Genomic DNA, 24,524 nt, shown 5'->3' on the forward strand with positions numbered 1-24,524 from the left:
GGTGTCGTTGCAGGCGGTGGCCAAGCAACGTCCATCCGCCAACGCGGTAAACCTGCCTCCTTCGATGCACCGTTGCAGGGTTTACCACCGGTCCGAGGACACCTTGACATCTGATTACGGCGCTTTGCCCCCTGCCCGAGACCTCACCGTGGGGCGATCACCATGACCATCATACGGCCCTCGACCCGCGGCATCTGCTCCACCTTGGCAAGGTCCTGGAGCTGATCCCGCACACGGATCAGCACGTTCATGCCGAGATCCTGGTGCGCCATCTCGCGCCCGCGGAAGCGCATGGTCAGCTTGACCTTGTCGCCCTCACTGAGAAAACGGGTGGCGGCACGCATCTTTACGTCATAGTCGTTGTCATCGATGTTCGGTCGGAGCTTGATCTCCTTCAGCTCGATGACCTTCTGCTTCTTGCGCGCCTCATTGGCCTTCTTCTGTTCCTCGAACCGGAATTTGCCGTAGTCGAGGATCTTGCAGACCGGGGGTTCGGCTTGCGGCGCGATCTCGACCAGGTCGAGTTCGGCGTCCGCCGCGGCATCGAAGGCGTCGCGCAGCGACACGATGCCGATCATCTCGCCGTCGGCGCCAACGAGGCGCACCGTGCGGGCGGTGATTTCGCGGTTCAGGCGGGGGCCTTCGCGGACGGGATCCGCGTCATAGAGCTTGGCTATGTCAGTCTCCTGGATTTGTTGTGTGAATGTCCCAGACCCCGCACCGGTTGCCGGGCCCGGGAAGTTGCCGGGGGCCTTTTACCCCAGGAGGTCGAGAACGATCTGCCGCATCTCGCGCCGGGTCAGACGCGGCCACTCCGGCGCTCGCGACAGAGGAGGCCGCGCATCGGCAACCGTGTGCTCGCGGGGCGCCACGCGGGCACCGTTGATCGGGGACGATAGGATCGTCATTGCAAGTCCTTCCTGCCGGCGCGTGCGTGGCACGGCCGATGCGTTGTTCCGGTTCGGATGGAGGAAGCGCGCGTGGATACACGCCGGGATCGGAGACGCAAAGGGCGGCCGAGGCCGCCCTTTCCAGCTACCGGGTTTACGGCGTTCAGAGCGCGCGCAAATTCTCGGCCGATACCTTGCCCCGCTTGGGATCGCGCACCGTCTCGAAGGAGAGCTTCTGGCCCTCGTTGAGATTGCCGATGCCGGCCCGTTCGACGGCGGAAATATGGACGAAGACGTCGGCCGAGCCGTCGTCCGGCTGGATGAAGCCGAAGCCCTTGGTCGCGTTGAACCACTTCACAGTACCGTTGGCCATGGGTCCGTTCCCTTTCTGGCGTTGCCCCGCCCGATATGAGAGGGGCATCAAATTCACTGAGGGAAAGGAGCCAGACCGGAATCGGGACTGGAACACGTAGAGCCCAGAGCAACTTCGATCGCCCTCACATCGGGACTGGCACCGCCCCATACAAGCGGAAATCGTGGGGGTGGGATCGTGCACCATCCGATGACATCCCGTTTCCTGATCCTGCATAAGTCCCGAACGTTTGTGCGGAAATCCGGTGCGGGTGCCACCGGCATCCGGTCAGCCGGGCGGCGTCAAACCATCGGCGAAGTGCCGCCCGCCCCCTCGGCGAAGCCATTGTTGAGGCCCCAGATGGCGGCCTGCGTGCGGTTCGACGCGTCGATCTTGCGCAGCAGGCTCTTGAGGTGGACCTTCACCGTCGCCTCGGTGATCCCGAGGTGGTTGGCGATCACCTTGTTGGAATTGCCGTGCAGCAGACAGCGCAGGATCTGCGCCTCGCGCTGCGAGACGCCCTTGTGCAGGACCGGCAGATCGGCGGCGGCACCGTTCATCTTTCCGCTGATCAGCAGCGCGGCCAGGGGGCTCGGGAAGACCGTCTCGCCCATCATCGCGAGCCGCAGCGATTGCGCCAGCGCCTCCATCGACATGTCCTTCATCAGGAAGCCGTCCGCGCCGGCCTCGATGGCCTTCGTCATCATGCCCGCGTCCAGCTTGCCGGTGAGCGGCACCACGCGCGCATCGGGGCACGCCGCCTTCAGCGACCGGACCAGGTCCGCGCAGTCGCCGATGCCGACGGGATCGATCAGAACGACCTGCGGTGCCTCGCCCTCCAGGACAACCTGGAGCGCCGCCGTGAGGGACGAGGCCTCCTTGGTGATGTGAAAGCCCTGTTCCGCGAACAAAGCCTTCAGCCCCTGGCGAAACAGATTGTTCGCGTCGATCAAGGCTACGGAAACGGACGGCATGGCCGGATACTCCAAGGGCGTACATGAAGCGGGAATCCTACTCTCAAGAAGGTGGATCGGCGATACGCTCGTTAGGGAATATTTAACCATAAATAGGGAGATTTTTCGGCGCCTGCCCCCAACCGGGACCGCGACGCCACGGACCGTCAGGAAAAGACGAGGCCATGGACGAAGCGCAGCTTTCCCATCACCGTCGGGGCCAGGACGAATGGATAGAGGTCGGGCAGGCCCATGCTGTGGTTCAGGCTGTTGATCCCGTAGGTCAGCGGCAGCCAGGCCCGGATCAGGAGATCGAAGTCCCGCTGGCGGCAGGGATCGAAATCGATGTCCATGGTCAGGGCCGGATCGGTTCCCATCCGGGGCCGGACGCGCAGGCCGAACTCGTATGCCGTCTCCAACGTGTCCACGATGTGCAGATAATGCGCCCAGGTCTCGGCGAAGTCCTCCCAGGGGTGGGTGCTGGCGTAGGCGCTGACGAAGCGCTGCCGCCAGTCGGTCGGGGGGCCTTGTGCGTAATGCGCGTCCAGGCTTGTCCGATAGTCCCGGCGTTCGTCGCCGAACAGGCCGCGGAACGCCGGAATCCACGGCCCGGCCTGGACCAGCCGCTCCCAATAATAGTGCCCGACCTCGTGGCGGAAGTGTCCGAGCAGCGTGCGGTATGACTCCGCCATGTCCTGCCGGTGGCGCTCCCGCTCGGCATCGTCGGCCTCGGCGATGTCGATGGTGATCAGGCCGGCCGCGTGACCCGTGACGATCTGCGCGTGGTCGCGGATCATCTCCTCCGGGGCGGCAAGGAAATCGAAGGCGAGCCCCGCTTGCGGATCGTCGAACCGATTCGTCAGGGGCAGGTCGAGCCTCAACAGCCCATAGACGAGACGGTGCTTGGCGGTTTCGAGGCGTTGCCAGCGCACCCGGTTCTCCCCGCGGTCGAGGTCGGGAATCGTGCGGTTGAGGCGACAGGCCCGGCAGAAGGCGTCGGGGCTCCCGGCCGGAACCAGCCAGTTGCAGACGTCATGGACGGCGTTGGCGCAAAACCGCGACGGCTGGTCGGGAGCGGCCAGGGGACTCCAGCGATCGCCGCCCAGCGGGATAACGGTGCTCAGGACCATACGGTCGGGAAGGTAGCCGAGACGGTGTCCGCAGCGTTCGCATCGAGTGTTCGCGAAATACACCATCTGGCCGCAGTGCTGGCAGTGGAAGACTTTCATCGGTGGGATCGGCCCCCTTCACACATCCGCGCGCTCCGGCTCGTCCGAGAAAACAAGCACGGACATCGGGAATTTCGGCGCCCATGTACCGATGCGCATGGAATAACCGTCTTCATGCCTTAAATAGAGGCCTGCCGCCTTCCATATTTATTGCTCCGATGGCACATGCGGAAACGCTTTTTTGCATGCGTCTTCTCGCTGTGGAGCAAAGCCGTGAAACCGTACAACCCGAACCCACTGAAATGGCACGCCGACCCGATGTTTGTGGTTCCCGTCACGATCATCGTGGCGATGGTCGCGTGGACCATCTTTCGCGAATTCATCTATTAGGCAGGGCCGTTGTCCGTCTCATTTCGATGGGCCTCCCAGTCATAAGACCGGGTTTGTCCAACTGTGCATGGAGGATGTGCCATGGCCACGCTGAAACTGAAGGCGTTCGGTCCAAGCGGCGATCACGCGGCAAGGGCGGTGGAACTCTACAGCTTGTGCTACGTGCTGCATGGGGACTGCCACTACGAGGGGCATGCCCGGATGATCGAGGTCGAACACCGCGTTTCCGCACTGGCGGCGGCAGGAGCGACGGAGTTTTCGCTGCTGATGGCCGACGGGGCCGAAATCGCCACCCACGACGATCTCGTCCACCGCGTGGGAACTGCCGCCGCGGTCGTGTCTCACAAGCACGGCGTGTGAAAAACGCGCCGGTCCTGCAGACCGGATTCGACAGGCCGGACGACGCTTCCCGGCCTCGGCCGGCTTGGTCACGTCGATGGCGGCGGCAAGCAACGCCCCATTCAAGTAGAGGAGAGGCGTAGAATGATTACACATGACGCTGTCGAGGTGTTGACCGGACGCCTTTCAGACCTTGTTCGGCAGTATGGCCTGGATACCAATCGTCGTGGTTCATCCGGTGACAAGGCCCTTGTCAGCCGGATCGACGCGTTGATGACCGCTGTCCGTGGTCTGCAAAGCCTCATCGAACAACGCCGCGAGGAACGCGCCTCCCCGCTCGACGGGAGGGAGTGGTGAGAGAGGCCTGACGACGTGGCGTCGATCGTCACCAATGAACGCCATGGTGCCGCAGTCGCCTCCGCGGTGCCGCCGACCTCGGTGATCACGCTGATCATCGCCATGGCCGCGGCGATGGTCGCGCTGTATTTCGGCCGGGCGGTGTTCCAGCCGCTGGCACTCGCCATCCTCTTCAGCTTCGCGCTGGCGCCGATCATCAAGCGGCTGCAGCGCTGGAACGTGCCGAAGACCCCGGCCGTCATCGCCGTCACGCTCCTGGTCTTCCTCGCCCTTGGCGGCGTCGCGGCCGTCGTTTCGCTGCAGGTCGTCGACCTTGCCCGCAAGATCCCGGAGTACGAGCAGAACCTGCTCGACAAGATCGGCAGCGTGCGCGACGCCGCGCCCGAAGGCGGGCTGCTGCGGCGGATGACGACCCTGGGCAACGATCTGGAGAAGGCCATCGCCAGGGCGCCGGACGGGTCCGCCGGCGCGACCGGCGCCTCGCAAAGGCCCATCGCCGTCGAGGTTCAGGCGACATCCTCGCCGCTCCGGATCATTGGCGAGTACGCCGGTCCGATCCTGGGACCGCTGGCGTCGGCCGGCATCGTCATCGTCTTCACGGTCTTCATCCTCCTGCAGCGGGAAGACCTGCGCAACCGCCTGATCCGGCTGGCCGGATCGGCCGACCTGCAGCGCACGACCACCGCCATCGACGATGGCGTCAGCCGGCTGAGCCGTTACCTGCTGGCGCAGTTCGTCCTCAACGGTGCGTTCGGGACGGTGATCGGACTCTGCCTGTGGGTGGTCGGGCTGCCCAACCCCCTGCTGTGGGGCATCATCGCCGGGTTGATGCGGTTCGTCCCGTTCATCGGCTCGTTCGTCGCCGCGAGCCTGCCCGTCGTGGTGGCGCTGGCGGTGTCGCCCGGCTGGACGATGCCGCTGCTGACGCTGGCCGTCTTCGTCGTGCTGGAGGTGGCGGCGGGGAATGTGGTCGAGCCCTGGCTCTACGGATCGAGCACCGGGCTGTCGCCGCTGTCCGTGCTGGTCGCCGCGGTCTTCTGGACGATGATCTGGGGGCCGGTGGGCCTGCTGCTGGCGACGCCGCTCACCGTCTGTCTGGTGGTGCTCGGCCGGCACGTGCCGCAACTCCACTTCATGGAGGTGATCCTGGGCGACCGCCCGGCGCTGCCACCCGAAACCCGGCTCTACCAGCGCATGCTGGCCGGCGACGCGGTCGAGGCCGTCGCCATCTGCGAGGCGGAGGCGGAAGGGCGGCCTCTGCTCCACGTCTATGAGACGGTGGTCGTGCCGGCGCTCCGCCTCGCCGAGGAGGATCGGCGGGCCGGCGGCATGCCGCGCGAAACCCGTATCTCCGTCGCCGAGGCGACGGGGGAGATCGTCGAGGCGCTGACCGATCTGCCCGAGGCGCCGTGCCCACCGGACGGCGATGCCCCGCCGTCGGATGGCGCGGTGTCCCTGCTGCGCCGCAAGGGCGTCGTCGTCTGCCTGCCGGCCTTCAGCGAGATCGACGCCGCCGCGGCCACCGTGCTGGCGCATCTGCTGCGCTTCGAGGGAATGATGGCCGAGACGCGCCCCCTGGTTAGCCGCATGGACCGTCTGCCGAGGGAGGAGGTGTGCGGCGTTTGTCTGGTGGGGATGACCCTCAGCCGGGCACAGAGCCAGCGCCTTGTCCGTCGCGTCCGGGGGCATTTCGGCGCCGGCACGCGGGTCGTCGTGGTGCTCCTGGGGACCGGTGCCGACATGGCTCCGGGTGCGGCGGACGGCGCGGCGTTCATCACCGTGGCGACGCTGGCCGAGGCCGTCGGGGCGGTCAAGGCGGAGGCCATGCTCCCGGCACGCCCGACCGAAGGCGGCCCACGGAGCGGCCATGCGACCGCCCCGTGAGCCGCCGGACGGCGGTTACGGCCGATGCGGCGTGCGTCGCGGGTTCGCGAGGAAGAAGCGCAGCATCTCCCGCGTGGCGTCCGGCCCGCGCGGATCGGTGTAGGTGCCGGCCGGGCTGCCCCCGGCCCAGGCGTGCCCGGCGCCCCGGATCGTCCACTGCTCGCACAGCACACGACCGGCGGCGTCGGTGTGGAGCGTGCGGCTGTAGCCGTGTCCGCCGGGAACCTGGCCGTGCTCCGCCGCCGTCCGCAGCCCCGCCGCGCCCGCCTTGGATTGGGCGACGACGTCGTCGCCGTTGCGCGGATGAACCGTGGTGTCCCGATCGCCGTGAAAGACGATGGTCGGAACCGGGGTGCCGGACGGCGGTCCCATCGCTCCGCCACCCTGGCGCATGGCGGCGAACGCGGAGGGCATGTCGCGGGCCGCTCCGCTGGGCAGGCCGGAATGCACCCCGACGGCGGCGTAGAGATCGGGATAGGCGGCTCCCATGATGGCCGCTGCCGCCCCGCCGGCGGAGAGGCCGGCGACATAGACGCGGTCCGGGTCGACGGGGTGGCCGCGCATGACCTGCCGGGTGATCCCGGCGATCAGCGAGGGCTCGCCGCCGTCGCGCCGCTGGTCGGCGGGGCTGAACCAGTTCCAGCACTTCTGGGGATTGGCCGAGGAGGGCTGTTCCGGGTAGGCGACGAGGCAGCCATGCTCCTCCGCCAGCGCGTTCATGCGGGTGCCGGCGGCGAAGTCGTCCGGCGACTGGGTGCAGCCGTGCAGCATCACCACCAGGGGAAGCGGCTGGCCGGCGCGGCGGTTGGCGGGAACGTAGAGCTTGTAGGAGCGCGTCCCGGCCGCGTTGCTGTAGGAGGCCATGGTGAAGGAGGCGCCGTCCGGCAGCGGGTCGGCGGCTGGCCGGACGAGGTCGCCCACCCCGAGGTCGAGGCCGGCCGGCATGGCGCGGGCGGCAAGGCCGCGCAGGGTCTCGCCCAGGCCGGCCCGCGGCCCGGAATGGAAACGGCCGGCGAACGCCCCGGCAGGCGTGGGCCTCGTGGCGCGGTGCGGCGGCGGTGCGTCCGCCATGTCCACGGTGACGGGCTCGGCGTCGATGATGGTCCGGGAGCCGGGGCGCGCCGGTTCGGGCGCCGTGCCGCCCAGCAGGCGCTGGATGAGGGCGGTCGCCTCGGCGAGCTTGCCGGTCCGGGTGAGGCGGGTCGCCTCGGCCATCCCGGCGGAGAAACGGTCGCTCATAACGGGAACTTTCTGTGCTCGGACGCGGGCTCCCAGGGAAGTCCGGTCCGTCGTCTTTCAGGAATGCGGCGGGCGGCGTTCGCCGTCAGCGCATGCGGTCGGCAAGGGCCGCCTTGACGGCGGCGCTGGCGTGCAGGGCCCCCAGTACGGCGATCGAGGCGATGGTCGCGCGGGCGAGTTCGGGGGTGACGTCCTGGGCGATGGTGGCCAGCCCGAGGACACGGATGTCGAGCTTTTGTCCGGCGTCCCGCGCCGCTTCGAGGTCGGCGCGGCTGTAGTGGCGCAGGCCGAGATCGACGCTCTTGCGCGTCACGGCCTGCCGCACGGCGTCGCCGTGGCGGTCGATCTGGTTGCGGATGGCGGTGCGGATGAAGTCGGTGCGGTTCGCGTAGAACCCTTCCTGCACCAGAAGATCGATGTGGCCGAGGTCGACGTAGCCGAGGTTGATCGTGATCTTCTCGCTGTCGCCGGCCTTCGGCTTCAGATCGCGGGCGCTGTCGGCCATCTTTATACCATCCCATCACCATCCATGTGGATGGTATGTGGGCGCTTCCCGGAACTGGTCAAGGGGGAGCCGGCGCTGTGCCGGTCGATCATCGGCATTGCAGCGGCGGGTCGATGCCGTAGCGCCATCCGAGCTTCAGCGTGAGGCACCCGTTCTCGATGCCTACGGTGCTCGGAATGCCCGTACATCCCACGGCCTGGGCCTTCTTGGACACGGCGGCGATGAACGCGTCGCCGCAGGGCGCGCAGGAGGCTGTCGCTCCGGACGATCCACTTGGATTTCCGGTGCCGCCCATGAAGATGCGATTGCTCTCTTGATCGGAGAATGTTCCGGGGCAGCCGGATATCGAGAACCGGTCATCGGTCCCGGCGCACGTTGCGCTCGGTAAACCGCCCAGAACACCGCGAGAATGATCTGAATGGTGTCTTGCGCTTTTCTGCGGAGAATAAGCCCATATGCCGGAATTGCCGCATCACGAAACCATTCGCAGCACCATTTTCCTTGCAGACGGCCAAGGCATTCCCGATCCGGCCGGTCAAACGCACGGAGCACGACAATGGCCATGGAGACAACCGCGCCGTCCAGCACTCCAGTCTCCCGGAGCGCGGTGATGGAATATTTCGTGCCGCCGCTGGTGATCCCGGTCGCCATCGTGCTGGCGGTGGTGCTCTTCGCGCTGTTCCATGGGCCCGTGGTCTGAGCCGGAGGTGCTGTCACATGCGGAAGGACGTCGAGAGAGAGACCTTCGAGCGGTGCGTCGCCCACGTGACGCTTCGCCCGGACGACTTCATCATGGAGGACGTTGTTGAAGCCCGGATCGTCGGCGGCGGTGCGGTCCAGACCCATGTCATCACGGTGACCTACGCACCGACCCGGACCTTCCGCACCTACCACTCGGCACTCCCTTCCTCATGGAGTTGGCAATTCAGGAAGGATCTGGACGACGGGCTGTTCTACTGACCGCGCGCCGGTCAAGCCATCGGCGGAATGCTGGCCCCCTCTTCGGCGAAACCGTTGAAGGCCCCAGTGAGGAGCGCATTGAAACCGATGCGGGATCACCGTATGCGCGGCGCGCAGTGAGCAGGGTGAAGGCGACCACATGCCTGAGCAACACCGCCGGGCTATGCCTCTTACCGACTGTCGCCGCTCCGCACTTTAAAGCATCATATATAAGACGAATATAACTCCGGCGTTATGAGTGAAATCCCTCTCATCATGACGCAGAAGGGGCGATATGTCGACAATATCACGTCTGAAAAGCACGATACCAAATCTCCGATGCTATTCCCGCGCGCTGACCGGTGATTGGGAAGTTGCCGATGATCTGGTGGCAGAGTGTTTGCGCATTGCCATGGAAAATTTAGATGAGATCCCTCATGACGGTCTGCGGGTTTGGCTGTTTACCCGTTTGCATGATTTGATCGCCCACATGGCCCCACGTGGGCAGCAACCGCGAAAGGCGCCAGCCCTGGCACGCGGTCCGCCCAGCGACACCCGCGTTGCAGACAGCCGTGAACCCGGACTGCAATTGGCCTTTCACGCGCTCACGTTTGCGCAGAAGGCCGTTCTCTTCCTGGTGTCCATCGAGGAATTTTCGGTCCAAGAGGTGGCGGCCATCACGCGCATGACGGTGCGCAACGTAAGGCGGTCCCTTCGCGAGGCGTTCGATCAACTCGACGCATTGCCTTTGGGCTTCCTTGCCCTCAAGGAGGGGGGAAGCGGATGAGCGAACGGACACCAGGGATCACTCGCCAGCAACTTGACGACTATCTCGGAGGCAAACTCGACGCGGCGAGTTCCGGGCGCGTGGAGGCCTATCTGGCCGACAATCCTGACGTCGCGATGCAGATCCAGCAGGATTGCAGGGTGCAGGAACGTTTGCGCGAGATGTTCGCTCCGGTTCTCGCCGACCCAATCCCGGAGCGTCTGCTCGAAATCCTCGCATCGGTTCGGTCCAGGGCTTCCCGCTCCGGCAAGCCTTGACCAACCCATTCGATCCCTGATCCCGCCCGCCGCTGCTGGCGTCAGAGATTGACCAACTCGCGGTATCGGCGGGCAATGGCAAGGATGGCGTGCAACTCTCCGCCATCAGTGTGGATCTCGACCCGGTCCAGGTCATGGGCGGGGGCAAACTCCATCACGAAGATGACCGCAGCATCAAAGGTTTCGAACTCGCGCGGCCTGCCGAGCCAAAAATCACCATCAACGCTCGGTGCAGAAGGGTTGAATCGGGGTCCGTGCACGCGGCAGGCCATGGTCTCCTCCATCGTCCGTGCGGCCCGTTCCGCCGGCCCGCGGGGCGGGCGTCGATCCTTGTGCGGTCAGGGGGCGTCGGCGAAGGGATACGGATCCCGCCCGTACCTCCACGCCGCCTCGTAAGGCTGGCCGTTGGAGACCTGGACCAGCACCAGGCTCGCAAAGCCGCAATTCCCGGCCGCCTGGGCCTCGTGCACAGCCCCACGAAGCGCCAGGATGAAGGACGCATACGGGCCGTAGACGAATCCGTCGGCGCGGACCAGCCAGCCGCCTTCCTTCTCGACCACGAAGAAAGCGAGTTCGGTCCTGGGGGAGCCGTCCTTGTCGCTGCCCGGCAACCCGGCCGGCCGTGTCGTTCCGGAGGTGCCGCCGAAGGCCGCGTGGTATCGCCGCGGCAGGTGCTGGCCGATCATGTTTAAATCCTTGTCGCCGCGCCTGTCGGTTTTGCGCGCACGTCGGTGAAGTTGCGAAGCCGTGCACCGTCGCGCAGCGCGGCTCGTGCGAGCGGCGATATCGGGGAAGGTTGCGTCGTCATGCAGCTTGCCGCGGGGAGGACCCGCCAGCGGCGTTCCGCATCGGTCCAGCGCAGGTGTTCGCGCAACACGTCGGCACCCTGGGGCACCGTTCCGGCGACGCTGACGAAGGTGGCGGTCATGGGCTTGCTCCCGATTGGCTCCGAAAGTCCGACAAAGGCCACGCGTCCTTCCGGCAAAGGACCGGGGATCACGGCTCGTTTCGTCTTGTCGTGGAAGCGGGCACCGGGGAGCGCGGCGCTATCGCCGCGGTCCCAAGTCCTGGCGACCGAATTGTCCGGATGCCTCGACCTGACATGGGGTGCACTGCTTGTCATCGGCAGTCGGGCGGACGGACATTCCCGGCGCATCGGTACAGCCCCCTGCCGCCCGCGTCCAACCGGATGGATCAGGTGTCGTCGGACTCCCTGGACAGGTGGGCGAGCGCTTCCCGCAGCCAGGGGTCGCGGACGGTCCGGTCGCGCCGCGCCCACGGGACGTTCGTGGTGTTGCCCGCCTCGTAGAGGCGTTGTGCCAGCGCCTCGACGGTCATCCGTCCGCTGATCTGGTCCTCGCGGGCGACGCGTTCGCGCCCGGTGTCCACCGCCTTCAGCCGGTATTGGCGTTGGTCATCCTCCGGCGGCAGGATGCGCTCAACGCGATGGGCGCCGCCCGGCGCGCCGTGCTTCACGGCCGGCGCTGCGAAGTAGACGATCTGGCCGATGTGGTATTTCGGGGTGTCCATGGATGGCCTCCGGCCATGCGGATGCATCATGCGTCCTGCGCGGAAACCGTCGCCTTCCGTCGGCCTTGCGTTCCGCGCTTGGCCGGCTGCGAGTCCCGCCGCCTGACGGCTTCGGCGTGAATGGCCGGCAGCATGGCTTGGGCGGCGTGCTGCTGCTTGGGCGTGCCGGTCTGCGCCAGACGTTCGGCGTTGGAGGTCAGGTTGCCAAGGTCGTCGTCGGTCATTCCGGGGAGTTTGTCGATCAGATCCATCGTCATCGGGCCTTCGTTGTTTGCAGGGCGTGTTGTCGCCGTGTGGTGCGTGCGCCATCCGGCCAGCCAGTTCCGCGCAAGGGGGCTGCCGGCCGGGTGCGGGTTCGCGGACCGGGCGATTCCGGCCGACGCCGCCAACCCGCCCACGAGAAACGCGACGCGGCTCCAGCGGGCGGGTTGCCCGTTGGGTACCGTCTTTTTTTTGGGCATGTGCGCTTCGGCGCTCCGCGTAAAGTACAGATCTCTTAAATTGGGCGACGCGTCAAAAATTCAAATGAAAAACTGATTGGAAATGAAAATAACTCCTTAATTGTCCTGGCGCGACTAACCGAGGTGTGGTGGGTTGTATTTTTGATTTTTTTTGGGTGCCGTGATGCGAGCCGGAAACAGAAAGAAAAACAGTGGGCATCCTCGGCTTCGCCGCCATCACCACAGCCCGTGGGCCAACGGGAGGAAGGACACGTGTCGGAAGCGGGTTCGACGTGTCGAAGCCGGCTGCCCACAGCAGCTCCGCCGGTCTGCGTTGTGTTCCCGATGGGGCGCCGCCGGGGCGATCATCGGACCCTTCGAACCGTGTGGACCGTCGTATGACGCTTTTTCGAGCGGGACAAGAGCCCCATATAAATCGAGTCCAGCAAGTCGAACGGCGCGTGCACGCCGTGGCGCACAATTGATATTCCCGAAATCGCGCCGGATTCAGTTTTCTCCCAGTGGTGCTGACGTTTGGGAATTTTGGTCGATTATTTCCACCGGCTCGCATACCGTCATGGCCACGCTGGAGCGCGGCCGGGATGACGGCCTGGAAACGCACGGTGCCGAGGCGTCGGGACGCTGGGTCCCGCTCGGCGGATTCGAGGGCAAAATGGCCGCTTCCATCGACGGCGCTGGACGGGGCGGCGCGCAGGCCGATCCCGAAGCATGGACATCCGCCAGACGTCCGGGCGGCCCGACCGCCGTCGTCGGGATCGGCGCGTCGGCCGGCGGGCTGAAGGCCATCACCGCCTTTCTGGACGCCGTGCCGACGGGCAGCGGGCTTGCCCTGGTGGTCCTGCAGCACCGCACGCCGAACCACGAATGGCTGATGGTGGACCTGCTGGCCAAGGCCGCGCCGTTGCCGGTCCGTGCCGCCGAGGACGGGATGCCGGTCGAGGCGGACCACATCTACGTCGCCCCGGCGGGCAAGGTGCTGTCCATGGCGCAGGAGCGCTTCGTCATCGGCGATCCGGCGGAGGACAGGGCGGCGCTGCCGATCGACATCTTCTTCCGTTCCCTGGCCGCCGAGTGGCAGCAGCACGCCGTCTGCGTCGTGCTGTCCGGGTCGGGAGCCGACGGCACGATCGGGCTGATGGCTATCAAGGAATGCGGCGGTCTGGTCGTCGTCCAGGATCCCGCGACGGCGGCGGTCGATGGGATGCCGCGCAGCGCCATCGCGACCGGCCTGGCCGACTACGTGCTGGCGCCGGAGCGGATGGCCGAGGCGCTGGTCCGTTACATCCGCCAGCCGTACGTCCGCACCGGCCCCGCCGACGACGATCCCGCCTCCGGCGGCGAGGACCTCGACCATATCCTCGAACTGATGAGGGCGCGCAGCCGCCACGACTACCGGGCCTACAAGACGCGCACGCTGGTCCGCCGCATCGAGCGGCGCATGGGCATCCATCAGATCGACAGCATGCGCCGTTACCGCGACTTCCTGGGAACCCATCCCGGCGAGGTCGAGCAGCTGGCGCGCGACATCCTGATCAGCGTCACCCGATTCTTCCGCGACCCGGAAGCGTTCGCCATCCTCGACGAGGCGATCCTCGCCCCCCTGGCGCGCGACCGCGACGGGCAGCGGCCGATCCGCGTCTGGGTCCCCGGCTGCGCCACCGGCGAGGAGGTCTATTCCATCGCCATGCTGCTGATGGAAGCCTGCGCCTCGGCGAACCGGGCCTGCGACATCAAGGTGTTCGGCACGGACATCGACCTACATGCGCTGGACGTCGCACGGACCGGCGTCTATCCGGAAACCATCGCGGTCGACGTCACGGCGCAACGGCTGGCCCGCTTCTTCACCCGTGTCGATGCCGGCTACAAGGTGAGCCGGGTGCTGCGGGAGTCGGTCACCTTCGCCGTTCAGAACATGATCAGCGATCCGCCCTTCTCCACTCTCGACCTGATCAGTTGCCGCAACGTCCTGATCTACATCGACCCGGCGATCCAGCAATCGGTCATCGAGCTGTTCCACTTCGGCCTGGGGGATGGCGGCGGCCTGTTCCTGGGATCCGCCGAGACCATCGGCACCCGCACCGACCTGTTCGCGCCGCTGTCCAGGAAGTGGCGCCTGTACCGCAAACTCGGCAACGGCCGCCGGCACAGCCCGACCCTGCCGGCGGCCGTCGGCGCGCCGGCGGGGGCGGCGCCGGCGTCGCCCATCACCGCCCGGGTCAGCCCGGCCGAGATCACCCGGCATGCGCTGCTGCTCGCCTACGCGCCCGCCGCCGTGCTGGTCGATCGGCGGCACCGGATCCTCTATCTGTACGGTCCGACCGGCGACTTCCTCGACCTGCCGACCGGGGAAATGCCGCAGGACCTGACGGCCATGATGCGGGGCGACCTGCGCCTGAAGGTGCGCGGCGCCGTGAAACAGGCCGTGTCGTCGGGGCAGCGCGTGGCCGTTGCCGGGGTCCGCCAGACGCGGGGCGGCGTCCTGTCCCTGGTCACCGTCACTGTGGCCCCGGTCCGCCCGCCGCAGGCGAGGGAGGACCTGCTGCTGGTGACCTTCGTCCGGGAAGCGGCGGCGGAACCGGCGCAGCCGGCCGGCGGCGGGCTCGCCGACGACCCGCAGGCGGCGGACGAAGCCTCCGCCGTCGAACAGCTCGAACACGAACTGCGGGTGACGCGCGAAGACCTGAGCGCCACCATCCTTGAGCTGGAGGCGTCGAACGAGGCCCTGCGCGCGGCCAACGAGGAGATCCTGTCGATCAACGAGGAGCTGCAATCCTCACACGAGGAGATGGAGACCTCGAGGGAGGAGCTGCAGTCGCTGAACGAGGAACTCGGCACGCTCAACAACCAGCTTCACGAGAAGGTCGACGAGTTGGAGGCCACGACCAACGACCTGACCAATCTGCTGACCAGCACCGACATCGCGACGCTCTTCCTGTCGCCCGACCTGAAGATCAAGCGCTTCACGGCCCCGGCGACGCGCCTGTTCTCGCTCATTCCGACGGACATCGGGCGGCCGATCACCGACGTGTCGCGCCATTTCAGCGATCCGGACCTGATGGCCGACATCCGCGCGGTGCTCGACACCCTGTCGCCCCTGGAGCGCGAGGTGAAGACCGAGAGCGGCAGCACGCTGCTGCGCCGGGTCCATCCGTACCGCACGCAGGACAGCCGGATCGGGGGGACCGTCGTCACGTTCAGCGACGTCACGGCACTGAAGCGCACCGCCGCCGTCCTCGCCGAGCGGGCCCGGCAGCAGAAGCTGGTCGCCGATCTGGGCAGCAGGGCGCTGACCGGCGAAGGCCCCGACGTCTTCCTGCAGGCGGCATCCGCCCTCATCGCCGAGACGTTCGGCGCCGACTGCGTCGGCATCTTCGTCCCGTCCGGAGACGCCGGGGGGGTGAGGCTGCTGGATGGCAGCGGCTGGGACCGGCCCGGGGGGATTCCCCGCGAAACGTCGGGCGATCCCTCGACGCACCTCGGACAGATCCTGTTGTCGAGACAAGCCTTGGTCGTTGGCGATTTCGCGACCGACCGGCGCGTGCCCGGCGGTCCTCCCGTTCCCGGAATCGCCAGCGGGATCGGGGTCGCCTTCGGCGGGGAGGGCGCGACCGGGCCGGCCGTCCTGGCGCTGTACAGCCGGCAGCCGGGGCGATTCGGCGCCGACGACGTTGAGTTCGTGCAGGCGGTCGCCACCGTCCTGGGCCTCGCCATGGAGCGGGCGGCCATCCAGGACAAGGTCCGGGCGGCCCGCGACTTCGCCGAGGCCATCGTCGACACCGTGCGCGAACCGTTGCTTGTGCTCGACGCCGGCTTGGCCGCCGCCGCCGCCAGCCAAGCTTATTACCGGATGTTCGCCACCACGCCGGACGCGACGCTGGGGCGTCCGCTGGGAGACTTGGCCGATGGCATCTTCCGGGATACGGCGCTGGACAGGCTTCTGAAGGCGATGATCGCCGACGGCTCCACCATCGAGGCGCTGGAGATCGGCGCCGGGCACGACGCCGAGGGACCGCGCGCGTTGCAGATCAACGCCCGCCCGCTGAGCCGCTCGGAGCGTCCGCTGATCCTCCTGGGCATCGAGGACATCACCGAACGCAACCGCGCCCGGCAGGCGCTGGCGGTCGCCAAGGCGGTGGCGGAACAGGCGAGCGCCGGCAAGACCCGCTTCCTGGCCGCCGCCAGCCACGACCTGCGCCAGCCGGTGCAGGCGGCGGTGCTGTTCCATCACCTGCTGTCCGGGCAGGATCTCGGACCGGATGCGGCGCGCCTGCTGACCAGCCTGGGCAGTAGCCTGAACGCCCTGCATTCGATGCTGGACGAACTCCTGCACGTGTCGCGTCTCGACGCCGGCGTGGTGGAGGCCCAGCGGAAGCGGTTCCGGCTGCGCACGCTCATCGGCCGCCTGTATGACGAGTTCGCGCCTTTTGCCGAAGCGGTGGGGCTGACGCTGAGGTCGGTCGATACCAGCCTGTGCGTCGACAGCGACCCGAAGTTGCTGGGGCGCATCCTTCAGAATTTTCTCGCCAACGCCGTGAAGTACACGGAAAGCGGGCGCATCCTCGTCGGCTGCCGCCGAACCGGCGGCGCGGTGCGCATCCAGGTCTGGGATACCGGACGGGGAATCCCCAAAGGGCAACTGACGGCGATCTTCGAGGAGTTCCATCAGGTCGACAACCTCGGGCGCGACCGCCGGCAGGGGCTCGGCCTTGGCCTGTCGATCGTGGACCGCCTCGCCATGCTGCTTCATCACCCGGTCGGCGTGCGCTCGGTGCTGGGCCGGGGGTCCGTCTTTGAGATCGTCGTTCCCGCCGTCGACGACATCGAAGCGGTGGACGATCCCTCCACCGAACCGACGCTTGCTGGCCGCGGGCGGCGCGTGCTGGTGGTGGACGACGACCCGGTGGTTCTCGACAGCGTCCGGCAGTACCTGGAACGGCATGGCTTCGACGCGCGCGCCGCTGCGGATCGGGACGCTGCCCTGGCACAGTTCACCCTGCAACAGCCGCCGCAGCTGGTCATCGCCGATTACCGCCTCAGCGGGGAAGAAACCGGGGCGGACGTCATACGGTTCCTGCGAAGCGCCTTCGGGACCACCGTGCCGGGGATCATCCTGACCGGCGACACCTCGCCGGAGCGAATCCAGGAGGCGAGCCGCAGCGGTTTCGCGCTGTTGCACAAGCCGGTCTCGCCACCGGACCTCTCCGCCGCGGTGCGGAGCGCCCTGGCCGACGACGGCTGACCGCTGCGGCCGCGTGATCTTCCCAGCCAGACCCGCCGGAGACCAGATGAGCGCCCAACTCCTACACCACGCCTTGGGACACGACCGAAAGACCTGCCTATGCAGTTCCAGCGACTCCGGGATATATCTATCCGCCTTCAGGAAATGGCTCGGCAGACCAGAGCCAAGTCTGAAAAACTCCTAAGCGAGGCTGTAGAGGCTCGTATTTGCGCCGATGAAGCAATAGCCAATGGGCGGCAAGCTCGCTGCGTCGCACGTGAAATCCGCCAAATGAGAGCAGACGCCGCAAGCCCGTCATCGTCGTGAAGGGGGCTACCGAAACGGGACGCCCAGAGAAAACAGCGGATTTTCTGGAGTTTGGCTCTTGCCCAGGTTTCCGGTTCCGCTGCTACTCTGCGCCCGTGCCCAACTCGACGGGGCATGGATGATCGGCAGCGGCGACGTCCTGCACGAAAAGCGAGGTCGCTTGCTTGATGTTCTTTCTTCCGAGCGTTATTCCCTGTCACGGCGGCAGTCGGGAGTATCGCCGGAACCCAGATCAATCTGGCGGCGCTCGTCGAATTCGGCCCACTATGGACGGCAGGCGCACAAGGGCGTCGGAGAACGGCATAACGCCAGGAGAAGATGGTGCGGGCGGTCGGACTCGAACCGACATATCCGTAAGGACGGCGGATTTTGAAGAGAGCCGCGCCTGCCACAGGACAAAGGTGCGCTACTGCTTGCTGCCCCGGCGGCTTCTCCAGCGCTCCTCATTGACTCCTACGCTGCACCTGCCGACGAGACGGAACCCCGCCTTTGTGTACGCCACAGCCCGATATTGCCGCACTAATTGCAAAAGGGTCTTCCAATATCAGCACCTATCGTTCTCAATCGATCACAACGGTTGTGAGGAGATTGAGCATGGGCCAGACTGAGAAACTGGTTATTCGGAAGACCATCAGACGGCACCAACTGCGTGAGATGGTGCCGCTCGCCGACAGCACGATCTATGAGATGGAGCAGCGCGGCGAATTTCCCCGGCGCTTCGCGCTCTCCCCACGCTGCGTCGTCTGGGATCTTGCCGAGGTCGAGGCTTGGTTGATGGCGCGCCGGGCCACGCCGATCCGCCGTGTTCAACACCCCGACGTCACGAAACGAAAATCACGTCCGGTCAAAGGGCGGGGTTAAGCTCAACGAGGGGCATAGCGGGCGGCAAGAGCGTCGGGACGTGCTTCCGCCCCTCCACCCACGCGTCCACGATGTCGGCCCATTCCTGCATCATATGCCGGCGCTGAACTTCATACTCAGCCTTGTTGTAGACGCCTCGCGACGAGCGCCCGTCTTCATGCGCCAAGCACTTCTCGATCCAGTCGCGGTTGAAGCCCAACTCGTTCAGCAGCGTCGAGCCCGTCCGCCGCAGATCGTGGACCGTGAACGGCTCAAGCGGCAGCCCCTCCTTCTTCGCCCGCTCCACGACGGCGTAGGTGATCCGGTTGAAGGTCGCACGCGACATCGGGGCGTCCGCGTCATACCGTGAGGGAAGCAGGTAGCGCGAGTTGCCCGCACACGTCTTGAGCGCGATCATGATGTCGAGGGTCTGCCGGCACAGGTAAACGTTGTGTGCCTTCGATCGCTTCATGCGCTCTTTCGGGATCGTCCAGACCGCGTTCTCGAAATCGACTTCGTCCCAGACCGCATCCTGCAGTTCGCTCTTCCGGACCATCGTCAGGAGATAGAGCTTCATGCCGAGGCGGATCGTGGGCAGTGTCGCAACATGCTCAAGCTGTTTGAGCATGACGCGGATTTCGGTGGGGGAAAGGGCACGATCCTTCGGGGTGAACGTGGCGATCGATGAAGGGCCGACGTCATCGGCCGGGTTGTCCACCTTCTCGCCGTGGAGAATCGCGAAGCCATAGATCTGCTTCAGAATATCGCGTACATGGATCGCCGTTGCCGGGGCGCCCCGTTCGACGATCTTGCCGCAGTGGGCGCGAAGATCATCGGGCGTGATCTCGGTCAGCAGGCGGTTCCGCCATACAGGCAGAAGCTCACGCTCGAAAATGGAGCGACGCATCGCCCGGGTGCTGTCGGCCATCGGCGCGTTGGTGAGCCACTTCTCCCCGAACTCGCCGAAGCTCTTGGCCTCCTTGAGACGGCGCTTCTCCCGTTGCTTTTCGATGGCGGGTGAACGGCCGTCGCTGACCGCTCGCCGCGCGTCCAGGCAGAGTTCGCGGGCCCGAGCGAGTGAGATTCCGTCCCGACCGTATTTGCCGAGATAGACCGTTTCGCGCCGGCCGTTCAGCCGGTAGTCGAGCCTGAACGACACCGTGCCCGACGGGTCCACGCGCACATACATGCCGTCCCGGTCGGTGACCTTATAGGTTTTGTCCTTGGGTTTCAGTGCCTTGATCGCCGCATCGGTCAGCATCCCACGTCACCTCTCAAAAAGTACCGTCAGGCGGTTTTTTTGGGGCTCTCATCGGGAAAAGCAGCGCATAATCAGATGTTTACGCCAAAAAAAGTACCGTCAGGAGCCGTGCTGCTCCTGACGGTACTTTTGATTTTCGTGATCGTCAATATGGGCAAGGGCCGTCAGCCGGGCCGTCAGACGCGATCGCTGCCCACCGATAGCCATCGATAGGTGATGGCAGAAAGTTTTTTCTTTATCAGTGGGTTACGGCGTATTCCAGCGTGGTTTCGGATACCGTCGGACCGGCGTGAATCATTCCCACTCGATGGTGCCGGGCGGCTTGCTGGTGATGTCGTAGGTCACCCGGTTGATCCCCCGCACCTCGTTGACGATGCGGTTCGAAACCCGCGCCAGGAATTCGTGCGGGAACGGGTACCAGTCGGCCGTCATGCCGTCCGTCGAGGTCACCGCGCGCAGCGCGCAGGCGTGGTCGTAGGTGCGGCCGTCGCCCATCACGCCCACCGTGCGCACCGGCAGCAGCACCACGAACGCCTGCCAGATGACGTCGTAGAGCCCCGCGTTGCGGATCTCCTCCAGATAGATGGTGTCCGCCTTGCGCAGGATCTCCAGCTTCTCCGGGGTGATCTCGCCGGGCACACGGATCGCCAGACCGGGACCGGGGAACGGGTGGCGCTTCACGAACGCCTCCGGCAGCCCCAGTTCACGGCCGAGCACGCGGACCTCGTCCTTGAACAGCTCGCGCAGCGGCTCGACCAGCTTGAGGTTCATGCGCTCGGGCAGGCCGCCGACGTTGTGGTGCGACTTGATGGTCACCGAGGGGCCGCCGGTGAACGACACGCTCTCGATCACGTCGGGGTACAGCGTGCCCTGCGCCAGGAAGCCGGCGCCGCCGATCTTGTGCGCCTCGCCGTCGAAGACGTCGATGAAGGTCGCGCCGATGATCTTGCGCTTCTGCTCGGGGTCGGACACGCCGGCCAGCTTGCCGAGGAACAGCTCGGCAGCGTCCACATGGATCAGCGGGATGTTGTAGTGGTCGCGGAACAGCGTCACCACCTCGTCCGCCTCACCCGCGCGCATCATGCCGGTGTCGACGAAGATGCAGGTCAGCTGCTCGCCGATGGCCTCGTGGATCAACACCGCCGCCACCGACGAATCGACGCCGCCCGACAGGCCGCAAATCACCTTGCCGCTGCCGACCTGGGTGCGGATCTTCTCGATGGCGTGGTTCTTGAATCCCGCCATGGTCCAGTCGGCCTGGAGCCCGGCGACGCGGTGCACGAAGTTGGACAGCAGCTTGGCGCCGTGCGGGGTGTGCACCACCTCCGGGTGGAACTGCACGCCGTAGAACTGGCGGCGGTCGTCGGCGATGGCGGCGAAGGGCGCGCCTTCGCTGATCGCCACCGGGCGGAAGCCCTCGGGCAGCGCGGTCACGCGGTCGCCGTGGCTCATCCACACCTGCTCACGGCCACCGACCTCCCACACGCCGTCGAACAGCGCGCAGGGCTCCTTGACTTCGAGGAAGGCACGGCCGAACTCGCGGTGGTCGGAGCCGGTGACGGCGCCGCCGAGCTGCGCGCACATGGTCTGCTGGCCGTAGCAGATGCCCAGCACCGGCACGCCCGCCTCGAACACCATGTCCGGCGCCCGCGGAGCGTTGACCTCGGTGACGGAGGCCGGGCTGCCCGACAGGATGATCGCCTTCGGGGCGTACGCCGCGATGCGCTCGGGCGCCATGGTGTAGGGATGGATCTCGCAGTAGACGCCAGCCTCGCGCACGCGGCGGGCGATGAGCTGGGTCACCTGGGACCCGAAATCGAGGATGAGGACGCGGTCTGCGGACATGGGCTCGGCACACTTTCGGTGGAAGCGTGCTAGATGCGCCGAATGGGCAGCCCGGTCAAGTGGCTTAGCCGACGCCTAGCCGACCGCCGACTGCCGCGCCAGCGGTACGAGGTCGCGCCAGCCGTACGCCACCTCCATGATCGGGACCCCGGCGAAGCGCCCCGGCCGGTCGGCGACGCGCGCCCCGCCCAGGCGTTCGTAGAACCAGCGCGTCGGATTGGTGCCGAGGCACCAGACGAGCGCAGAGCGCACGCCGCCCTCCAGCATGCGCTCGGCGCCGGCGGCCATCAGCAGGCGTCCGATCCCCTGCCCCTTGGCGTCGTCAAGCAGGTACAGCGCGTAGACCTCGCCGGAAAACCCGTCGATTCCCCGCCGCTGGGGGCCGAAGCTGCAAAAGCCGACCAGATCGCCGGCCTCGTCGATGGCGACCACCGTGCCGCAGCCGGGGCCGCGGTCCGGCAGCGCCATCCGCCACCGCACCTCGGCCGAGCGCGCGGACATGCCGGCCAGATACCGGTCGGGCAGCATGCCGGCGTAGGTCGACTGCCAGCTTCCCACCTGCACCCGCGCGATGGCGGACGCGTCACCGGACTGCGCGTCGCGGATGAGGACCAAGGCGCACTCCCATTCCCATGCCTTCCATGAAGAAGCTTGGGACGGGAGCACCGCTTTTCCAGGGAGCGCCTACTGCGAGGCCCCGACCATGTTGCGCGGGTCGTCCTTGGCGTTGACGTACGTGATGTCGAAGGGGCCGACGCCGCTGATTTGGATCACCGTCGGGCCCGACATCATGGCGTAGTGCGGCATGTTGGCGGGTGCCGAGAAGAAGCCGCCGGGGCTGAGCGACTGGATCTGGGCCGTGTCCACCGCCTCGCCCATGCCGACCTTGAAGGTGCCGGACACGACGGTGACGTTCTCGACCTGCGAATGCATGTGCGGCGCCACCATGTAGCCGTCCGGCAGACGCGCGCGCATGACGAAGAAGCTGCCGCTGGCCTCCGGGTTGCCCGCCAGCACGGCGACCTCCGCCCCCGGCGGCAGCGCCTTCGGCCCCGGTCGCCACGCGAGCGTGTCGCCCTGAAGGACGACATGCTCGTCGGCCGCCGCCGCCATCGCGGCCGGCCAACCGAGAGCCACGGCCAGCGACACCGCCGGCAGAATCACGGATGCGCGCAGCATGACAGGCCTCCTTCACGAGGGATCGGAAGCCGTTAAAGTTACGCCGCCCGCCGCCGCACCGTCCAACGGGCATGGGAGGGGAATGCGGAGCGTTCGCCCCGCCCCCGCCTCTATTCGGGCGAAGCGGCCAACCCCTCTTCCGCAGCCTCCTCGGCCTTCTCCTCGGCCTTGCGGTCCAGCACGGCGGCGAAGAAGCCGTCGGTATCGTGCTTGGCCGGCAACAGGCGCAGGTACGGCCCCTCGCCCGGCGGCGTGCCGCGGCCCTCCTCGGCCCACACCTCGGCGATGGGCTTCACGGAAAAGTCCGGGTGCGTCTCCAGGAAGGCGGCGATCTGGTCCTCGTTCTCCTCGTTCAGCAGCGAGCAGGTCGCGTAGACCAGCCGCCCGCCGGGCCTCACCATCCGCGCCGCGCTGTCGAGGATGCTCGCCTGCAAGGGCAGCAACTGTTCCAGCCCAGGGCCGAGTTGGCGCCAGCGGCTGTCCGGGTTGCGCCGCCACGTGCCGGTGCCGGAGCACGGCGCGTCCACCAGCACGCGGTCGAACTTGCGCTTGTGGCGCTTCACCCAGGGGTCGCGCTCGCTGGTCAGCGGGTGCGCTTCGATGTTGTGCAGGCCGGCGCGGCGGAAGCGCTCGGCGGCGCGCTTCAGGCGCTTGTCGAGCACGTCGCAGGCCACCACCCGACCCTTGTTGTTCATCAGCGCCGCCATGGCCAGCGTCTTGCCGCCGGCCCCGGCGCAGAAGTCCACCACCTGATGGCCGGGCTTCGGCGCCACCGCGAAGGCGACGAGCTGCGAGCCCTCGTCCTGGATCTCCACCAGCCCGTTCTTGAAGGCGTCGGTCGCCGACAGCGCCGGCCGCCCCTTGACGCGCAGGCCGAGCGGCGACCAGCGCGTCTCCTCGGACACGATCCCGGCCTTCTCCAGCGACTTCCGGGCGCCGTCGCGGCTGGCCTTCACCGGGTTGACGCGCAGATCCATCGGGGCGGCGTCGAGCAGCGCCGTCATTTCCTGTTTGAACCGATCGCCCAGCGCGGTGCGCATGCCCGCTTCGGCCCAGGGCGGGCACTCGACGCGCACGGGCTCGGGCATCGCCGGGTGCTCCAGCGTGTGGGTGTCCAGCGCGCGGACCAGCGTCTGCTCGTCGTCCGTCAGCGCTTCCGGGGCGAACTTGCCGCCGCTGAACAGCTCGTCCACCGTGGCGGCGCGCTTGCCCTCGGCGAGGATGGCGTTGGCGATGACGCGGGCGCGCGGCCCCGTCTCGTGCCCTTCCTTTTCCAGCCACCAGACGAGACGCGCGTGGCGGCGCAGGACGGCGTAGGACGTCTCGGCCACCGCGCTGCGGTCCTTGGCGCCGATGAAACGGCGGGCGCGGAAATACGCGCTCATCACCGCGTCGGCGGGACGCGGGGTCGTGTCGATCTCGGTCAACAGATCGATCACCGCCTGGAGGCGGGCAGCGGGGGTCATCGGAGCTCCTTTCGGGAAGGGCTTTTCGATAACCCGTTTGCCGCCGTCTTGTCATCCCCCATCGGTGCCCCGAGTCGCGCAACCCTGCCCCCGGACCGCCTCCCCCGCCCGATCACTGCAAATTGAAACAGATACCGCCCTTTCGTTCGTGGTACCACGAACGATGGAAAATCAATGGGTTGCACCAGACATCGCCCTGCGCTCCGTAAGAATGCGCTGTGACATCGGCCTCGCGTTAACTGTGATTTACGGTCCTTCGTTGACGATTATTAAACCTCCCGCGTAAAGACTATGAACAACGCGTCCTGCCGCCAGACGAGCGGCAAGACGACGGGG

The 24,524-nt window shown here is 66.8% G+C and carries 26 protein-coding genes; 9 read left to right on the forward strand and 17 right to left on the reverse strand.

Translation table 11 applies throughout. The features are described from left to right. Positions 1 to 143: 143 nt before the first annotated feature. From infC to ACSVDD_RS18765, 5 genes are all read right to left on the reverse strand, one after another. Positions 144 to 677, reverse strand: a complete 534-nt coding sequence (gene infC / locus ACSVDD_RS18745; RefSeq protein ID WP_109122962.1) for a translation initiation factor IF-3 — start codon at positions 675 to 677, stop codon at positions 144 to 146. 78 nt (positions 678 to 755) lie between these two features. After that, a complete protein-coding gene (locus ACSVDD_RS18750) occupies positions 756 to 908 on the reverse strand; it encodes a hypothetical protein (protein ID WP_448190908.1) in 153 nt (50 codons plus the stop codon). A 145-nt stretch (positions 909 to 1,053) separates the two neighbouring features. After that, entirely contained in the window at positions 1,054 to 1,263 is a 210-nt protein-coding gene (locus ACSVDD_RS18755) for a cold-shock protein (RefSeq protein WP_109122963.1), read from the reverse strand. Positions 1,264 to 1,544: 281 nt separating this feature from the next. After that, positions 1,545 to 2,216 (reverse strand): LuxR C-terminal-related transcriptional regulator, encoded by a 672-nt coding sequence (locus ACSVDD_RS18760; RefSeq protein WP_448190909.1) that lies wholly within the window; start codon positions 2,214 to 2,216, stop codon positions 1,545 to 1,547. Between the two features lie 146 nt (positions 2,217 to 2,362). Next, positions 2,363 to 3,424: a zinc-binding metallopeptidase family protein gene (locus tag ACSVDD_RS18765; RefSeq protein WP_448190910.1), complete on the reverse strand. Its 1,062-nt coding sequence runs from the start codon at positions 3,422 to 3,424 to the stop codon at positions 2,363 to 2,365. Between the two features lie 411 nt (positions 3,425 to 3,835). On the opposite strand from ACSVDD_RS18765, the gene ACSVDD_RS18770 reads away from it, so the two are divergent. The 3 genes from ACSVDD_RS18770 to ACSVDD_RS18780 all read left to right on the forward strand — a co-directional run bounded on the left by ACSVDD_RS18770 (position 3,836) and on the right by ACSVDD_RS18780 (position 6,334). Then, positions 3,836 to 4,114: a hypothetical protein gene (locus ACSVDD_RS18770; protein WP_448190911.1), complete on the forward strand. Its 279-nt coding sequence runs from the start codon at positions 3,836 to 3,838 to the stop codon at positions 4,112 to 4,114. A 123-nt stretch (positions 4,115 to 4,237) separates the two neighbouring features. Further along, complete coding sequence (locus ACSVDD_RS18775; protein WP_448190912.1) at positions 4,238 to 4,450, forward strand: hypothetical protein; 213 nt, start codon at positions 4,238 to 4,240, stop codon at positions 4,448 to 4,450. A gap of 15 nt (positions 4,451 to 4,465) precedes the next feature. Continuing rightward, positions 4,466 to 6,334: an AI-2E family transporter gene (locus ACSVDD_RS18780; RefSeq protein ID WP_448190913.1), complete on the forward strand. Its 1,869-nt coding sequence runs from the start codon at positions 4,466 to 4,468 to the stop codon at positions 6,332 to 6,334. 15 nt (positions 6,335 to 6,349) lie between these two features. On the opposite strand, the gene ACSVDD_RS18785 is transcribed toward ACSVDD_RS18780, so the two are convergent. Both ACSVDD_RS18785 and ACSVDD_RS18790 read right to left on the reverse strand, forming a co-directional pair. After that, on the reverse strand, positions 6,350 to 7,573 hold the full coding sequence (locus tag ACSVDD_RS18785) for an extracellular catalytic domain type 1 short-chain-length polyhydroxyalkanoate depolymerase (protein ID WP_448190914.1): 1,224 nt from the start codon (positions 7,571 to 7,573) through the stop codon (positions 6,350 to 6,352). 85 nt (positions 7,574 to 7,658) lie between these two features. Beyond that, positions 7,659 to 8,078, reverse strand: coding sequence for a ribbon-helix-helix domain-containing protein (locus ACSVDD_RS18790; RefSeq protein WP_448190915.1), 420 nt, complete (start codon positions 8,076 to 8,078; stop codon positions 7,659 to 7,661). A gap of 556 nt (positions 8,079 to 8,634) precedes the next feature. Between ACSVDD_RS18790 and ACSVDD_RS18795 the strand changes: the two genes are divergently transcribed. From ACSVDD_RS18795 to ACSVDD_RS18810, 4 genes are all read left to right on the forward strand, one after another. Beyond that, positions 8,635 to 8,778, forward strand: a complete 144-nt coding sequence (locus ACSVDD_RS18795) for a hypothetical protein (protein WP_448190916.1) — start codon at positions 8,635 to 8,637, stop codon at positions 8,776 to 8,778. Between the two features lie 17 nt (positions 8,779 to 8,795). Next, positions 8,796 to 9,038, forward strand: a complete 243-nt coding sequence (locus tag ACSVDD_RS18800) for a hypothetical protein (RefSeq protein WP_448190917.1) — start codon at positions 8,796 to 8,798, stop codon at positions 9,036 to 9,038. A 274-nt stretch (positions 9,039 to 9,312) separates the two neighbouring features. Next, the gene (locus ACSVDD_RS18805; RefSeq protein ID WP_448190918.1) at positions 9,313 to 9,804 is read left to right on the forward strand and encodes a sigma factor-like helix-turn-helix DNA-binding protein; all 492 of its coding nucleotides are present in this window, start codon (positions 9,313 to 9,315) and stop codon (positions 9,802 to 9,804) included. Beyond that, on the forward strand, positions 9,801 to 10,061 hold the full coding sequence (locus ACSVDD_RS18810) for an anti-sigma factor family protein (RefSeq protein WP_448190919.1): 261 nt from the start codon (positions 9,801 to 9,803) through the stop codon (positions 10,059 to 10,061). Before ACSVDD_RS18805 ends, ACSVDD_RS18810 begins: the two co-directional genes overlap by 4 nt. Before the next feature lie 41 nt (positions 10,062 to 10,102). Here the strand turns inward: ACSVDD_RS18810 and ACSVDD_RS18815 are convergent, their stop codons facing one another. The 5 genes from ACSVDD_RS18815 to ACSVDD_RS18835 all read right to left on the reverse strand — a co-directional run bounded on the left by ACSVDD_RS18815 (position 10,103) and on the right by ACSVDD_RS18835 (position 11,848). Further along, positions 10,103 to 10,333 (reverse strand): hypothetical protein, encoded by a 231-nt coding sequence (locus tag ACSVDD_RS18815; protein ID WP_448190920.1) that lies wholly within the window; start codon positions 10,331 to 10,333, stop codon positions 10,103 to 10,105. A gap of 66 nt (positions 10,334 to 10,399) precedes the next feature. After that, a complete protein-coding gene (locus ACSVDD_RS18820) occupies positions 10,400 to 10,747 on the reverse strand; it encodes a hypothetical protein (protein WP_448190921.1) in 348 nt (115 codons plus the stop codon). 2 nt (positions 10,748 to 10,749) lie between these two features. Continuing rightward, positions 10,750 to 10,989: a hypothetical protein gene (locus tag ACSVDD_RS18825; protein ID WP_448190922.1), complete on the reverse strand. Its 240-nt coding sequence runs from the start codon at positions 10,987 to 10,989 to the stop codon at positions 10,750 to 10,752. 266 nt (positions 10,990 to 11,255) lie between these two features. Beyond that, entirely contained in the window at positions 11,256 to 11,591 is a 336-nt protein-coding gene (locus tag ACSVDD_RS18830; protein ID WP_448190923.1) for a hypothetical protein, read from the reverse strand. 26 nt (positions 11,592 to 11,617) lie between these two features. Further along, positions 11,618 to 11,848 carry a hypothetical protein gene (locus ACSVDD_RS18835; RefSeq protein ID WP_448190924.1) on the reverse strand — a complete coding sequence of 77 codons (231 nt, stop codon included), beginning with the start codon at positions 11,846 to 11,848 and terminating at the stop codon, positions 11,618 to 11,620. A 760-nt stretch (positions 11,849 to 12,608) separates the two neighbouring features. On the opposite strand from ACSVDD_RS18835, the gene ACSVDD_RS18840 reads away from it, so the two are divergent. Then, the gene (locus ACSVDD_RS18840) at positions 12,609 to 17,291 is read left to right on the forward strand and encodes a chemotaxis protein CheB (RefSeq protein WP_448190925.1); all 4,683 of its coding nucleotides are present in this window, start codon (positions 12,609 to 12,611) and stop codon (positions 17,289 to 17,291) included. Between the two features lie 900 nt (positions 17,292 to 18,191). After that, entirely contained in the window at positions 18,192 to 18,458 is a 267-nt protein-coding gene (locus tag ACSVDD_RS18845; protein ID WP_448190926.1) for a helix-turn-helix transcriptional regulator, read from the forward strand. Here ACSVDD_RS18845 and ACSVDD_RS18850 read toward each other — a convergent pair. The 5 genes from ACSVDD_RS18850 to ACSVDD_RS18870 all read right to left on the reverse strand — a co-directional run bounded on the left by ACSVDD_RS18850 (position 18,442) and on the right by ACSVDD_RS18870 (position 24,188). Beyond that, positions 18,442 to 19,698 carry a tyrosine-type recombinase/integrase gene (locus ACSVDD_RS18850; protein ID WP_448190927.1) on the reverse strand — a complete coding sequence of 419 codons (1,257 nt, stop codon included), beginning with the start codon at positions 19,696 to 19,698 and terminating at the stop codon, positions 18,442 to 18,444. The genes ACSVDD_RS18845 and ACSVDD_RS18850 overlap by 17 nt on opposite strands. 294 nt (positions 19,699 to 19,992) lie before the next feature. After that, the gene (guaA, locus tag ACSVDD_RS18855) at positions 19,993 to 21,543 is read right to left on the reverse strand and encodes a glutamine-hydrolyzing GMP synthase (protein WP_448190928.1); all 1,551 of its coding nucleotides are present in this window, start codon (positions 21,541 to 21,543) and stop codon (positions 19,993 to 19,995) included. Positions 21,544 to 21,618: 75 nt separating this feature from the next. Next, the gene (locus ACSVDD_RS18860; RefSeq protein WP_448190929.1) at positions 21,619 to 22,158 is read right to left on the reverse strand and encodes a GNAT family N-acetyltransferase; all 540 of its coding nucleotides are present in this window, start codon (positions 22,156 to 22,158) and stop codon (positions 21,619 to 21,621) included. A gap of 69 nt (positions 22,159 to 22,227) precedes the next feature. Continuing rightward, a complete protein-coding gene (locus ACSVDD_RS18865) occupies positions 22,228 to 22,722 on the reverse strand; it encodes a cupin domain-containing protein (RefSeq protein ID WP_448190930.1) in 495 nt (164 codons plus the stop codon). Positions 22,723 to 22,832: 110 nt separating this feature from the next. After that, positions 22,833 to 24,188, reverse strand: a complete 1,356-nt coding sequence (locus ACSVDD_RS18870) for an RsmB/NOP family class I SAM-dependent RNA methyltransferase (protein WP_448190931.1) — start codon at positions 24,186 to 24,188, stop codon at positions 22,833 to 22,835. Positions 24,189 to 24,524: the final 336 nt, after the last annotated feature.

It is taken from the genome of Azospirillum terrae (assembly GCF_053470425.1).

Coding starts and splice junctions, on each gene's coding strand:
- ACSVDD_RS18750 (WP_448190908.1), bottom strand. CDS start 908: ATGACGATCCTATCGTCCCCGATCAACGGTGCCCGCGTGGCGCCCCGC.
- ACSVDD_RS18755 (WP_109122963.1), bottom strand. CDS start 1,263: ATGGCCAACGGTACTGTGAAGTGGTTCAACGCGACCAAGGGCTTCGGC.
- ACSVDD_RS18760 (WP_448190909.1), bottom strand. CDS start 2,216: ATGCCGTCCGTTTCCGTAGCCTTGATCGACGCGAACAATCTGTTTCGC.
- ACSVDD_RS18765 (WP_448190910.1), bottom strand. CDS start 3,424: ATGAAAGTCTTCCACTGCCAGCACTGCGGCCAGATGGTGTATTTCGCG.
- ACSVDD_RS18770 (WP_448190911.1), top strand. CDS start 3,836: ATGGCCACGCTGAAACTGAAGGCGTTCGGTCCAAGCGGCGATCACGCG.
- ACSVDD_RS18775 (WP_448190912.1), top strand. CDS start 4,238: ATGATTACACATGACGCTGTCGAGGTGTTGACCGGACGCCTTTCAGAC.
- ACSVDD_RS18785 (WP_448190914.1), bottom strand. CDS start 7,573: ATGAGCGACCGTTTCTCCGCCGGGATGGCCGAGGCGACCCGCCTCACC.
- ACSVDD_RS18790 (WP_448190915.1), bottom strand. CDS start 8,078: ATGGCCGACAGCGCCCGCGATCTGAAGCCGAAGGCCGGCGACAGCGAG.
- ACSVDD_RS18795 (WP_448190916.1), top strand. CDS start 8,635: ATGGCCATGGAGACAACCGCGCCGTCCAGCACTCCAGTCTCCCGGAGC.
- ACSVDD_RS18800 (WP_448190917.1), top strand. CDS start 8,796: ATGCGGAAGGACGTCGAGAGAGAGACCTTCGAGCGGTGCGTCGCCCAC.
- ACSVDD_RS18805 (WP_448190918.1), top strand. CDS start 9,313: ATGTCGACAATATCACGTCTGAAAAGCACGATACCAAATCTCCGATGC.
- ACSVDD_RS18810 (WP_448190919.1), top strand. CDS start 9,801: ATGAGCGAACGGACACCAGGGATCACTCGCCAGCAACTTGACGACTAT.
- ACSVDD_RS18815 (WP_448190920.1), bottom strand. CDS start 10,333: ATGGCCTGCCGCGTGCACGGACCCCGATTCAACCCTTCTGCACCGAGC.
- ACSVDD_RS18820 (WP_448190921.1), bottom strand. CDS start 10,747: ATGATCGGCCAGCACCTGCCGCGGCGATACCACGCGGCCTTCGGCGGC.
- ACSVDD_RS18825 (WP_448190922.1), bottom strand. CDS start 10,989: ATGACCGCCACCTTCGTCAGCGTCGCCGGAACGGTGCCCCAGGGTGCC.
- ACSVDD_RS18830 (WP_448190923.1), bottom strand. CDS start 11,591: ATGGACACCCCGAAATACCACATCGGCCAGATCGTCTACTTCGCAGCG.
- ACSVDD_RS18835 (WP_448190924.1), bottom strand. CDS start 11,848: ATGACGATGGATCTGATCGACAAACTCCCCGGAATGACCGACGACGAC.
- ACSVDD_RS18840 (WP_448190925.1), top strand. CDS start 12,609: ATGGCCACGCTGGAGCGCGGCCGGGATGACGGCCTGGAAACGCACGGT.
- ACSVDD_RS18845 (WP_448190926.1), top strand. CDS start 18,192: ATGGGCCAGACTGAGAAACTGGTTATTCGGAAGACCATCAGACGGCAC.
- ACSVDD_RS18850 (WP_448190927.1), bottom strand. CDS start 19,698: ATGCTGACCGATGCGGCGATCAAGGCACTGAAACCCAAGGACAAAACC.
- guaA (WP_448190928.1), bottom strand. CDS start 21,543: ATGTCCGCAGACCGCGTCCTCATCCTCGATTTCGGGTCCCAGGTGACC.
- ACSVDD_RS18865 (WP_448190930.1), bottom strand. CDS start 22,722: ATGCTGCGCGCATCCGTGATTCTGCCGGCGGTGTCGCTGGCCGTGGCT.
- ACSVDD_RS18870 (WP_448190931.1), bottom strand. CDS start 24,188: ATGACCCCCGCTGCCCGCCTCCAGGCGGTGATCGATCTGTTGACCGAG.